Raw genomic sequence first — 10,572 nt, forward strand, 5'->3', positions numbered from 1 at the left:
GTTCTCTTGGGGCTGTGGTGCTGCGCTGGCGCCGGTGGCCAGCAGCAGGAGGCAGAGGGCGAGGCGGGTCATGCCGCCACCTTGTGGCGGATCCACACGCAAACAGGGCCGTCTTCGGTGTCGTGGATCGAGAAGGTGAACCAGCCATCACCGACCGGCTTGCTTGGCTGCCAGGGCGTGCAGTCATAGTCGCCGCCGGCGTCGAGCCATTCTGCATTCAGTTCTTCCGGGCCGTCGTTTTCCATCTCGATCACGCAGTACTCCAGGCCTTGATCACCGAACCAGCTGAGCGGCAGCGCGCATTCGTCGCCGTCATCTGGCCAAGCCGGGTGGGTCCAGAAGCCGTATTCATCGCGCTCCACCTGTAGCGGCTGGATCAGTTGCTTTTCTTCAGGCATGACATACTCCTGCCGATTTATCGGCATTATTTGAAAGTGATGGGATTTAACTGGGGAACCGGCAGTCCACCGTATGAGCCGTTGAAGCTGATAGCTCTGTCATCCATCCGTGAGGTGAGCTATATGCCCAACGCAAAGGAAAGCCATTACCAGGCTTATCTGCTTCTCAGAGAGCTCGATGCTCAAATTGCTGCCACGATGAACCAGATCGCCTATGGGCGAATGAATGGGATCGAATGGGAAAAGACCTGCAAAGCCCACCGAATCGCCTTCGATGAGTGGATCAAATTCGCCGATATACGGGCCGCTGAAGGAAAAGATTCAGCTTCAGAAAGCCATAACGACGACTGACTGGCCGATGGCTATCGACAATTCTCCTCGCCGCGATATCGCGGCAGTGAATAGAGGGGAGAGGGGTTGCAGCGGGGAGGAGTACTTTTGTACTCCTATGGTCAGGATGGCTTGTGGGTGGCGTTCGACTGGAGAGCGAGCCCCTTCACGGCCTCGCTGTAGATGTACTTGATCTTGTCCCAGGGGATGATGTGGCGCTGGCCGTACTCACCCTCGCCATCGCATATCTCGCAGCCTTCTACCGGCTCATCCAGTTCGCGGCATTCCGGGCATTCCTGGGTGACCTCCAGCTTGAACTCACCGAGCAGCAGTGCCTTGGCGCCGTTCTCCGCCGTGAGCCGCTTGGGCATCAGGCAGTACTCGTCGGGGATGGATACCAACGGCCCAATGGGGACAATAGGCAGTCCAGTCTCCGCCGCATCCCGCTCTGCCTGTTCTTTGGTCCACCAGAAGGCAGTACCAACCATCCAGGCTATAGGCTCGGGGTGGGGCTGCGGCTCTGCATGCGTTTCGCGGTAGCCGGCCAGGAACAGCAGGTAGTCGCTGTGGGTGCGCTGGTCTTCGAATCCGGTGCTGTCCTTGCGCAGCTCCGCCTCGCCCAGGCCGAGCGGGTTGAGCCTGATGAACACATCGCGTGGGTCGGTGTTGCTGGATCGGTTTTCTGTGGGCATGGGGATCTCCTGCCGGCGGCGTCAGGCCGCCAGGCGCTGATAGAGTTCGATGAGGTCGGAGGCGTTCGCGGCGACCAGCGCCCGGGCTTCGTCTTTGCAGACGCTGTTGCCCAGCAGCTTCACCTGGTCGGCGCCAGAGATTGCCTTCCAGTACAGCCGGCCAGTTTCCTCATCGAGGAACAGCCCGCGGTCGATGATGTAGTCGGCCCGGAACCCTTGAGCGCGCTTCAATTCGTGCGGCTTGAGCATGCGCAGGGTGATGTCGACCATCACGTAATCGCCGACCATCACAACGTCGGCGTGCTCAGTGAAGTGCTGGGGCAGGTACTTGCGCATAAAGGCTGCGCACTTGCGGGCGCCGGCCAGTTGCTCGTCGGTCAGCGTGTGGCTGTGCAGCTGGACGACCTGCACGACTGCCATCCGATCCTTTGACGGGATGGTGTGCACCGGCTCCCGCATTGAGATGCCGTCCTTCTCCGCGCCGTAGTACTTCACCATGTAGGCCGTGACCAGGCGCTGATTGGAGCCCTTGCCCAGGATCGTCGAGAACGGATCTTCTGCACTGCGACCATCGCCCTTGTAGAACCCGCCGTTCGCTTGCTCAAGGTGGGCCGAAGCAATGGCGTGGTGCCCGCCGCTGCGAGTGATGCAGCCGACAGGGCCGGTTGCCGGTGACCCGACGCAACCGTTGCGCAGCGTGACCAGGTTGGCAGAGATCAGCGCGAAGTGTCCGCCCTTGACCTGGGCGACTTGTGTCCGCAGCGGCTCCTCGGCGTCGAAGGTTCGCTGTGTTGAGCCGTTGGCGTGTTCAGTGAGGCAGCCCGCCACGGCCATTGTGGGTTGCACCAGTGCGTGGTGGGTGCCGCCGCCGCTAATGGTGGAAACCGGATCATCAACGCTGTGCGTGCTGGTGTGCGACTTCGAGGTGCCGCGCAGCGGGACAATGAACGGGTCGTTGCAAGCCAGGGTGTGTCGCCACAGGCCTTTCGCGATTCGGTTCATGGTGTTCTCCACCAGGGCGTCTTCGCGGAAGATCGTGCGGCCCTCCAGTTCCCAGTCGATGCATTCGGCGGCAGAGCGCCAGGCCTTCTGGCCCTTGGTTGGATTCTTGTGGTACTGCGCCGCCGGCCAGACGATCGGCTTGCCATCGCGTCGTGCGATGCCGTACAGACGCTTGCGGATGGTAGGTGCGCCTTGGTCCGCAGCGACCCGCACCTGGTGATCGAAGTTGTAGCGCAGGCCCCGGATCAGGGCCTCTTTCGGTACGTGCTCGCCGATCTCGGCCAGTATCTCTGGCAGGTCTGGATGATCCTCCGGGATGCCGTTACCCAGAACGGCAACGAAAGCCTTGAAGGTCCGCCCCTTCTCGGCCTTGATCGGCTTGCCTTCATCATCGAGCGGCCCCCAGTCGGCGAACTCTTCGACGTTTTCAAGGAAGATCAGCCGCGGGCTGGTCTGGTATGCCCAGCGGATGATCACCCAGGCCAGGCCTCGAATCTTGCGGTTGCGCGGCTTTCCGCCCTTGGCCTTGCTGTGGTGGCGGCAATCGGGCGATGCCCACAGGATGCCGACCGGCTGCCCTTTGGTGGCCAAGATCGGGTCGACCTCGAACACGTCCGCAACGTAGTGCTCGGTCTGCGGGTGGTTAGCGCGGTGCACAGCCAGGGCGATTGGGTTGTGGTTTACCGCCACATCCGGTTCGCGGTACGCCTCGGCGATGCCGCTGCTGGCGCCGCCACCGCCAGCGAAGAGATCGACGACCAACTCCTTTTCGAAGGGCAGGGCGAGGGAGGTCATACAGGTCATGTTGTGGTCCTTGCGTGCAGGCGCCGTTCTCGCCGGGGAGGCGTGATTGGTTTTGGTCTAGAGTTGAGGTTCTTGCGGAGGGCTTCACATGCTGAAAGCTGGAGCGAGCACGGAATGGACGTGCGACTTCTACCGATACATCACCGATGGTGAGGTAAGGGAGGCTTTTGCTCTGCTGGTGGGGAGCCTGGCCTGTGCCGAGGGCGTCACCTGTGCCCGGAGGGATCAAGGTGAAGTCAGGTCCGTAGGTATCGAGGTCGACGGTGAGTGCTGGTTCGCGCTCATGGTTGCCAGGAAATGGCTGACATTCCAATGGCGACCGCCGGTGACCCGGAGAAACCGGTACCGGTCGGCTCATCTGCGATCTCAATTCCCGGACAGTTTCACCGATACCGCGCAGGCCGATCATTGGTCGATCAAGATCACTTCGCTTGATGACGCCTTGCGACTGCTGCTGATTCTAGACATCGACACGCCTTGATCCTGCGGCGTTATCGTTGAATAGGGGAAGGCGCTGGCGGGCAGCGCGGTATCATGCGGCGACGGGGTACTGTTTCACCAAGGCCTGCTGAACTGCCGCGATGATTCGGCAGAGGTAGTCCCAGTCAGGGTTTCTCTCCATGGCATCGGCCGGCAGGTTCCACCAGTCGTCACCGAACACGCGATGCATGAACTCGCGGTGGGCGCCGCCGCACTCATCGAGCGAGCTGGTGTGGCGAACATCCTCGGCCTCGTCGAGCAGGCTCCGGGCGTCTTCTGTGTCCAGGTCCCGGTCACGCCGCATTTGCACGATCACCTTCCGCGCCTTGTCGGCCAGGGCCTCACCGCTGAAACGGCGAGAACTCAGCTGCCGGTCGAAGTAGCCGATGATGTAGGCGTCGTGCAGCTTGCAGAAGAACTGGGCCACATTCAGGCCATCCCACATGCCGCCCCAGTATGCGTGCCAGGTCTTGTCGTAGCAGCTCACGGTGATCTTGCCTTTGCAGGGCGCCAGGTCTTCGAGGTACACGCTGATCCGGTCAAGGTTCGGCACCTCAGTGATCAGCAGCTTGGTGACTGTCGAGGTCTCGACTTGCATTTCGGTACTCCATGCATGCGCCGCCCTCCGTGCTGGTGGCGGCATGGTGGCAATTTGGTTTGGGATGGGGTATTACGGGTGACCGGCATGGGGCCGGGTCAAGGAGAGGTAATGAGCAACCAAGCGCAAGTTGATGCCCTGGAGCACCTGCTGATGGCAGTCCTGCAGTCCAGCACCCTGATGACTGAAACCTACAAGGCCTTCGACAAAGCTCATGGATCTTTGATGGGTAGCAATGGGCCTGGCGGACCGGCGCAAAAGTCAGCAGCCGTTGATTATCTCAACCATCTGAAGTCGCAGCTCTAACAGTCCTCATAGCCTAGCTTTCTGGCTTCACGGCTATATGCAAGCTCCAACTTCCGCGCCACATCGGGTGAAACCGTTATTTCGTGGCGCGGAGGTGTCAGAAGCGGCAGCGCGCCACCCGGGCCCAGCCCATGCAGGTGATGAATCATCAGCGTCATCGCCTCGCCCTGTTCCTCGATCCCGGCCCACTCCATCAGTTCCAGCAGGGCCTGTTTAGTCCCTGGTCGAACCTTCAAGCGCAGGTCTTCTTCCTGCAGGCGCTCGGCCTTGGCGCGGCGTTTCTCGTCACGCTGCTGCTGCGTCAGAGCCATCATCGCCTCCGTTGCGCACAAAGCGGGTGCCTGGTGCGTACTCCAGCAGGTCGCACACCCGGTTGATGATCTTGAGCGCTGCGTCGAACACCTTGGCGTCGTCCGGCTCACGGGCCAGGCGCTTCATGTTCGGCTGGTGCTCCAGGCAGACCTTGTCGACCAGGCGCCGGGCCAGCCTGCGCAGGTGATCGGCGCTGTCGTGCACTCGAAGGCTCAGGGCAAAGGCCAGGGCCACATCATCGGGCCGGTACTGGCCGCCGCTGCGTGTGTTGTACAGCTTCTTGACCGGCGACTTCAGCCAGCCCGGCAGGGTGACGACTCCAGAGGGTGCTTTCTGCATTTCTGTGCTCCGTGAGGCCGCTGGGCGGCAGGTGGAACTGTTCTTGCCGCCGTCGCTGGCGGACCAGGTTGTTGATCCGCCTCATGCGGCGCGCGCCGTTTCGATCTGCTCGGTGACCTCGACCAGTTGCTGGGTCAGGTTCTCGATGGTGGCGGCGCCGCGCACACGTTCGGCACGACCCCACTGGCAGCTGCGGTTGAACAGTAGCTGCAGGTGATGCTCCAGTTCCTTTCGGCGCTGGAGCAGATCAAGGATGTTTGCGAGCGGCATGACTATGCACCTGCGAGGTGGTGGAGCGGCGCGAACGGGATGTCATCATCGAAGTCATCCGGCGGCGCTGCCTGCTGGTTCTGCTGTGGCGCCTGGCGCTGCTGCTGACGGGGCTGCTGCCTTTGCTGTTGAGGCTGGCGCTGTTGCTGCTGCCCGCCGCCCTGGCTGTCCGGCCGGCCGCCCAGCAGCTGCATAGTGCCGTTGATGTCGACATGCACCTCGGTGCTGTACCGCTTGATGCCGTCCTTCTCCCATTCGCGGGTCTTGAGCTTCCCCTCGATGTAGCACTGGGAGCCCTTGCGCAGGTACTCCCCGGCGATCTCAGCGACCTTGCCGAACAGCACCACGCGGTGCCATTCGGTCTTTTCGACCTTCTGTCCGGTCTGTTTATCGGTCCATGCCTCGCTGGTGGCCAGGCTAAGGTTGGTGACCGCGTTGCCATTTGGCAGGTAGCGGACCTCGGGGTCCTGGCCGCAGGTGCCGACCAGGATGACTTTGTTTACTCCGCGGGCCATGTTGTCTCCTAGCGCTGCAGTGCTTTGCGAACGAACGGGTCGAGGTCAGGTTGGTTGAGCAGCCAGCGACGATAGTCTGCCGGCAGATCGCTGAACTTGGTGCCGCGGTGCTTGCCGAAGCCGATTACGGTCGGGATTCTGGCGTCTTCTGAGATCGTCCAGAGTTCTTCCCAGTCGGCCACCGGGCGGCCCAACTCGGCAGCCAGGGCGTCGAGGATCTTGATCAGCAGAAGGCGGCAGTTCTTCACGTCGTCCAGGGCGGCGTGGGCGTTGCGCAGCAGGCCTGGCGCTTGCTCGCGGTAGTGCAGGTAGATCATCGCCGATTGCGAGTGGCTGTCGGCTTCAGGCCACAGGCGGCGGCTCAGGGCTGCGGTGCAGATCCGCTTGATCTCTGGCCGGCCGATGACGCCCCAGTCGTAGTCGACGTTGTGACCAATCAGATACTCAACCTCGGCCGGCAGCGCGAATTCGGTGTGGTCTGGGCAATCCACCAACTCCTCGTCAAGGATGTGGCTGGTGGCCAGCGCGCCGAGTTCAATCGCCTTGCCCGGCTTGTAGCGCTGCAGGAATTCGCTGGCCACTGGCAAGCCCGGGATGGCTGCCAGTTGCAGCCAGGCTGCCTCAACCAGTTGAGGCTCGTTGAAACCAGTGGTTTCGCTGTCGAAGATGAAGGCATTCATGCCGATTGCTCCTGAGGGGTGAGTTCGTACTTGCGCTGGTCCTTCGCGGCGTTCAGCTGCGCAAGGAGGTGAGGGGACTGCTCGAGTACGCGATAGGCTGCCGAGAACACGCTTTGCAGCTCCTGCATCGTCTCTGTAAGCGGGATCTTGGAAAGGGCATCTTCGAGCGCGGCGGCTTGCAGATCTGCTTGAGATTTGCCGTCGTTCAGCCAGGCGAGAAGGCGCCGACCGGTATCCGGGCTGACAACCTCCGGCTGATCGAAGAGGCGGGTACGGTCCTTGGTGGCCACGGCAACATTGCCGTCGTGGAGGAGGTCGAGCACCACTGTAAATTCGTAATCCGATCCGTCGCGCTGCTCGGACTTCATGCCGAGCTTGAGGATCTTCTTGCCTTCGCCTTGGACCGTCTCTGTCTTGCTGCGCATCGTGCAGATGATGTGCAGCGGGCTGGTGAGGATGGTGTCGACCAGCTTGCGGTGGCGCGGTGTTGTCTCGTTCCATGCCGACCAGGTGTTGCCCTTGTAGCGCTGCTTGGCGATCGTGTCGTTGATCTCCAGGCAGCCGCCGGAGCCGACCCACTCGTGCGAGTAGCTGTCGATGATCAGCGTCGAATATCCGCCGGCTTCGGCAGCCTTGATGGCGTCTATGTATCGCTCCGGCGAGTAAGGCGCGCTCAGCCCCATGACGTCGAAGTCGGTCAGGTCGGCGTACAGCGAGGCGCTTTCGTGCTCGGTGTCGATGACCGCGATCGGCCCGCCCAGGCCGATGGCCAGTTGCAGCGCGGAATAGGTCTTGCCTGATCCAGATGGGCCGGTAAGTGCTAGCCGTAGCCTTGCCTGCTTACGTTCGGCTTTCTTGAACATTGGGATGCCCTCAGTTCGGTTGGTTGTCCCACTGCCGCTCGATGCGAGCGGCTTCTTCTTCGTACTCTTTGCGCTCGTCGCCCTGGTACCGCTCAGGCGAGAACTCTCCGACCGTCTTCCAGTCGAGCTGGGCAGCCAGGCGTGGCGTGGTGTTCACAGATCCTCCCGTGCGCCGTCAGGCTTGCGGGGCCAGAAGTCGAAGGCGAACGCCGACAGCGCCATGTGCATCTTGTTGGCGCGCTCCATGCCGGGACGGCGGAGCACCTCTTTGAGGTAGCACCACTGCAACTCGCCGTAGCCATAGGAACTGGGGTTCTTGGCATGATCGGCCTCGATCACCTTGGCGAGTTCATCGAAGAACTTCGCCTGCTGGGTGTCTTCCATGGCCCAAAAGGCCTTGGCCAGGATGGCAGGCGTCAGGCCGACGACCTGCTGGTCGAGCTCTACGCGAATTTCGGACATGCGAATCTCCCGCGCCATGCATGCGGCCGGCGCTGATGTGGTGGTTACTGGGTGATACAGCCGGCGTAAGAGCTGGCAAGCATCCAGGCAGTGCAAAGGGAAAGGGTGATGAAGCTACCGCGCCAAAATGCCCAGCGCCTTGCTTGCTGGCGACTCATGCCCGCACCTCATAGGCCAGCGTGCATATTCCGCACAGGTAGGCCCGGCCGGACCAGGCCTCTGGGTTCTCGATATGAGCAAGACGCGCCTGGTTCATGGCGTCTGCCAGGGTCAGGCCCTTGAAGACCATGAGGATACGGTCGTCTGGCACTGCCTGTGCAGCTTCAGCGACCTGTTCGTCAATGAGCGACATCACGATAGGCGTTGTCATGCCACCCTCCCGTTCGCTACCAGCCAAGCTTCGTTGTTGCGGGCAATTGCCAGATTCAAGCGCTCCATGTACCCGCGCTGCTTTGGAAGATCGATCGCGCCGGTCAGTCCGGCAAGGTCGATGGCCATCGACAGCTCGGCGCGCAGCCCCTCGCTGAACGAGGCTTCGATGGCCACGAACCGCGAGTTGATGATGGCGACAACCTCTTCGCGTGTTCCTCTGTTCATGCAGTCCTCCGGGCGGCACCTGAGCCGCACATGGCTTCCATCTTGTCGAGAGCCGATCCGATCACTCTGCGGCTTTCTGCCCGCTGTCGTTCATCGCGCTCGCGGATCATCGTGTTCCAAGCCTCGTTGTTCGCCCGAGCCTGCTCCGAGGTCATATGGTCAACCCATGACGGGTCGCCAAAGAGCCGGTACTGGCGGTCGACCTCGCGGGCCTGGGCGCTGTCTGCGTAGAGCTCATGCTCGCGAGCCATAGTCGCCTCCAGGTGGTGGGTTACTCGGTGGGAGGGGAAGGGAGGGGCTGCCAGTGAGTCGGCTTCCAGCTTGAAGCCCAACTGCTTTGTGGCTCTTCCCACGAGAAGTACGGCGGATATCCGTGGGCGTGAGCAATCGAGCCTTTGCCGTGCTCGCGATAAAGCGACTCACGAGCACCGTATAGTTCGCTCCAAGCAAGAACCCTGGTTCCGATCTCTGGCAGCCTGTCACTGCACTTGATCCAGCCTTTGCCCTGCGCCTGAATCGCGGACAGGGCGACCGCATGGCCGGCCACCGCCTTGTGCTCGGTAATGCAGGTAACGCTGACTACCATGAGGGATGTGCCGCCTTTGGCAGTCCACGATCCGTCAGGGTTCTGCTTCACATCGATAGGGGTGCTCATGGCTTCACCCGGGCGGCGAGCATGGCGTCGGCAAGCTGGTAGCACTCCTCGCACAAATCCTTCGCCTTGGTGCCGGCAGTGCTGGAGTCGGCGCACATGCCCTGTAACGCCTTCGCCGCGAAGTAATCGCGGATGGTCAGGCCGAAGCAGGTGCCGTGGCCGCCGTAGTCGCTCGCCTGCACAGGGAATGCTGGCTGCTCACCGGCCTCGGCTGGCTGGCATTCGTAGCAGATTCCGCCGACCTGCTCGGATTCTTCGATGCAGCTTGCGCAGCGCAGGCAGCGGCCTACGGCAGATGGTTCTGGTGGCTGGTACATGGTTTGTCCTCATGGCCGCATTGGCCAGGAGCCAGGCGCGGGTGACCAAACCCACCGTGAAAGGTGGCCTGGCGCCTGCCAATGCGGTCGTATGTGAAGGGAAGGGGTGCAGGCGGTGAGCGCTACCTCACATGCATCTGGTCTGGCCGGGTAGGCCCCGGATTCGCCTGCGTGTACGTCGATTAATGCTTACAGCGGTGAGCCTTAATTTGCATAAAGCTCACGGTGATGCGTTTTAAATCGATGAAAACTGCATCGGTGAGCGATCTGACCGGTACTGATCTCCGGCCTGCGAACCATGCCTAGGTGAACGGCTTGCGCCTACCTCAATGCCAGTTATTACGACCCGGTACCGCGCGGGCATATGAAACTACTTAGCCGGTATCGATCGTTCGCGGGAACTGTTTGCTTTCAAACCTGCGCATCAGTCTGCGCAACCAGATCGCTCACCGATGCAGCTTGCGATGGGGAGCAGGGCATCGGGCAGTTAACGTCAGGCGGACGGGGCGTGGATTGCAGCCTCGAAGGCGGCGCGCTCCAGTTCCATGCATTGCTCGTAATGAGCCATCGCGATCGGCAAGTGATAGCTGTCCAGCGGCCATTTGCTGACGATGCATCCTTGGCCGGCTGGGCAGTGGAAGACGAATAGCTCGCCCGCGTCCTTGTCCATTTCCATGCTCACTTGGGCGCCGCTATCGAAGCGGTCTTCGATAATCGTGGTCATTTCGTGTTCCTCCAGTTGATCCCAAAGCACCCGGTCGCCCAGATGCTTCAGTGAATCTCTTGGTGTTTCTCCGCACCCGCTTACCAGGTCATTCACTCAGTTCGGTCAACACCTCGTCCGCCGTCGCAGTGGGCTGCGCGTGGGCAGGCTTTCGGGCCTGTCGGATCGCCGGTCGCCGGTAGAGGCAAGTGCGGTTTTGTTCATCGGTTTACTGACCTCCCACCGATG

The 10,572-nt window shown here is 61.6% G+C and carries 21 protein-coding genes; 3 read left to right on the forward strand and 18 right to left on the reverse strand.

All coding sequences use genetic code 11. The features are described 5' to 3' along the window. Positions 1 to 68: 68 nt before the first annotated feature. The gene (locus RR51_RS27905) at positions 69 to 398 is read right to left on the reverse strand and encodes a hypothetical protein (RefSeq protein WP_039615413.1); all 330 of its coding nucleotides are present in this window, start codon (positions 396 to 398) and stop codon (positions 69 to 71) included. Positions 399 to 521: 123 nt separating this feature from the next. On the opposite strand from RR51_RS27905, the gene RR51_RS27910 reads away from it, so the two are divergent. Continuing rightward, complete coding sequence (locus tag RR51_RS27910; protein ID WP_039615414.1) at positions 522 to 749, forward strand: hypothetical protein; 228 nt, start codon at positions 522 to 524, stop codon at positions 747 to 749. A gap of 101 nt (positions 750 to 850) precedes the next feature. Here the strand turns inward: RR51_RS27910 and RR51_RS31380 are convergent, their stop codons facing one another. Together RR51_RS31380 and RR51_RS27925 are read right to left on the reverse strand one after the other, a co-directional pair. Continuing rightward, positions 851 to 1,420 (reverse strand): hypothetical protein, encoded by a 570-nt coding sequence (locus RR51_RS31380; RefSeq protein ID WP_052261139.1) that lies wholly within the window; start codon positions 1,418 to 1,420, stop codon positions 851 to 853. Positions 1,421 to 1,441: 21 nt separating this feature from the next. Further along, complete coding sequence (locus RR51_RS27925) at positions 1,442 to 3,226, reverse strand: DNA cytosine methyltransferase (RefSeq protein ID WP_039615415.1); 1,785 nt, start codon at positions 3,224 to 3,226, stop codon at positions 1,442 to 1,444. An 88-nt stretch (positions 3,227 to 3,314) separates the two neighbouring features. On the opposite strand from RR51_RS27925, the gene RR51_RS27930 reads away from it, so the two are divergent. After that, positions 3,315 to 3,707: a hypothetical protein gene (locus RR51_RS27930; protein ID WP_039615416.1), complete on the forward strand. Its 393-nt coding sequence runs from the start codon at positions 3,315 to 3,317 to the stop codon at positions 3,705 to 3,707. 51 nt (positions 3,708 to 3,758) lie between these two features. On the opposite strand, the gene RR51_RS27935 is transcribed toward RR51_RS27930, so the two are convergent. Then, complete coding sequence (locus tag RR51_RS27935; protein ID WP_039615417.1) at positions 3,759 to 4,304, reverse strand: hypothetical protein; 546 nt, start codon at positions 4,302 to 4,304, stop codon at positions 3,759 to 3,761. Between the two features lie 111 nt (positions 4,305 to 4,415). Here RR51_RS27935 and RR51_RS27940 point away from each other — a divergent pair, with 111 nt between their 5' ends. Then, entirely contained in the window at positions 4,416 to 4,610 is a 195-nt protein-coding gene (locus RR51_RS27940) for a hypothetical protein (RefSeq protein ID WP_039615418.1), read from the forward strand. Here the strand turns inward: RR51_RS27940 and RR51_RS27945 are convergent. The 14 genes from RR51_RS27945 to RR51_RS28005 all read right to left on the reverse strand — a co-directional run bounded on the left by RR51_RS27945 (position 4,607) and on the right by RR51_RS28005 (position 10,344). Then, positions 4,607 to 4,921: a hypothetical protein gene (locus RR51_RS27945; RefSeq protein ID WP_039615419.1), complete on the reverse strand. Its 315-nt coding sequence runs from the start codon at positions 4,919 to 4,921 to the stop codon at positions 4,607 to 4,609. The two genes, RR51_RS27940 and RR51_RS27945, sit on opposite strands and share 4 nt — an antisense overlap. Beyond that, entirely contained in the window at positions 4,896 to 5,261 is a 366-nt protein-coding gene (locus tag RR51_RS27950) for a DUF7740 domain-containing protein (protein ID WP_039615420.1), read from the reverse strand. The genes RR51_RS27945 and RR51_RS27950 overlap by 26 nt, the downstream gene beginning before the upstream one ends. 81 nt (positions 5,262 to 5,342) lie before the next feature. Further along, positions 5,343 to 5,531, reverse strand: a complete 189-nt coding sequence (locus RR51_RS27955) for a hypothetical protein (protein WP_039615421.1) — start codon at positions 5,529 to 5,531, stop codon at positions 5,343 to 5,345. A 2-nt stretch (positions 5,532 to 5,533) separates the two neighbouring features. Further along, positions 5,534 to 6,046 (reverse strand): single-stranded DNA-binding protein, encoded by a 513-nt coding sequence (locus RR51_RS27960; RefSeq protein ID WP_039615422.1) that lies wholly within the window; start codon positions 6,044 to 6,046, stop codon positions 5,534 to 5,536. An 8-nt stretch (positions 6,047 to 6,054) separates the two neighbouring features. Continuing rightward, a complete protein-coding gene (locus RR51_RS27965; RefSeq protein ID WP_039615423.1) occupies positions 6,055 to 6,726 on the reverse strand; it encodes a 3'-5' exonuclease in 672 nt (223 codons plus the stop codon). Further along, positions 6,723 to 7,589: an ATP-binding protein gene (locus RR51_RS27970; protein ID WP_039615424.1), complete on the reverse strand. Its 867-nt coding sequence runs from the start codon at positions 7,587 to 7,589 to the stop codon at positions 6,723 to 6,725. Before RR51_RS27970 ends, RR51_RS27965 begins: the two co-directional genes overlap by 4 nt. A 10-nt stretch (positions 7,590 to 7,599) precedes the next feature. After that, entirely contained in the window at positions 7,600 to 7,746 is a 147-nt protein-coding gene (locus RR51_RS31385; RefSeq protein WP_177328692.1) for a hypothetical protein, read from the reverse strand. Continuing rightward, complete coding sequence (locus RR51_RS27975; RefSeq protein WP_039615425.1) at positions 7,743 to 8,051, reverse strand: hypothetical protein; 309 nt, start codon at positions 8,049 to 8,051, stop codon at positions 7,743 to 7,745. The genes RR51_RS31385 and RR51_RS27975 overlap by 4 nt, the downstream gene beginning before the upstream one ends. 154 nt (positions 8,052 to 8,205) lie before the next feature. Continuing rightward, positions 8,206 to 8,421, reverse strand: coding sequence for a hypothetical protein (locus RR51_RS27980; protein ID WP_039615426.1), 216 nt, complete (start codon positions 8,419 to 8,421; stop codon positions 8,206 to 8,208). Then, a complete protein-coding gene (locus RR51_RS27985) occupies positions 8,418 to 8,648 on the reverse strand; it encodes a hypothetical protein (RefSeq protein WP_039615427.1) in 231 nt (76 codons plus the stop codon). The genes RR51_RS27980 and RR51_RS27985 overlap by 4 nt, the downstream gene beginning before the upstream one ends. Next, a complete protein-coding gene (locus RR51_RS27990; RefSeq protein ID WP_039615428.1) occupies positions 8,645 to 8,899 on the reverse strand; it encodes a hypothetical protein in 255 nt (84 codons plus the stop codon). The genes RR51_RS27985 and RR51_RS27990 overlap by 4 nt, the downstream gene beginning before the upstream one ends. A 20-nt stretch (positions 8,900 to 8,919) precedes the next feature. Further along, positions 8,920 to 9,303 (reverse strand): DUF551 domain-containing protein, encoded by a 384-nt coding sequence (locus RR51_RS27995; RefSeq protein WP_039615429.1) that lies wholly within the window; start codon positions 9,301 to 9,303, stop codon positions 8,920 to 8,922. After that, on the reverse strand, positions 9,300 to 9,620 hold the full coding sequence (locus RR51_RS31445; RefSeq protein ID WP_201775118.1) for a hypothetical protein: 321 nt from the start codon (positions 9,618 to 9,620) through the stop codon (positions 9,300 to 9,302). The genes RR51_RS27995 and RR51_RS31445 overlap by 4 nt, the downstream gene beginning before the upstream one ends. A gap of 493 nt (positions 9,621 to 10,113) precedes the next feature. Further along, positions 10,114 to 10,344 carry a hypothetical protein gene (locus RR51_RS28005; protein WP_039615430.1) on the reverse strand — a complete coding sequence of 77 codons (231 nt, stop codon included), beginning with the start codon at positions 10,342 to 10,344 and terminating at the stop codon, positions 10,114 to 10,116. Positions 10,345 to 10,572 lie beyond the last annotated feature (228 nt).

Origin of the sequence: Pseudomonas sp. C5pp, assembly GCF_000814065.1 — a bacterium.
Lineage (GTDB): Bacteria > Pseudomonadota > Gammaproteobacteria > Pseudomonadales > Pseudomonadaceae > Aquipseudomonas > Aquipseudomonas asiatica.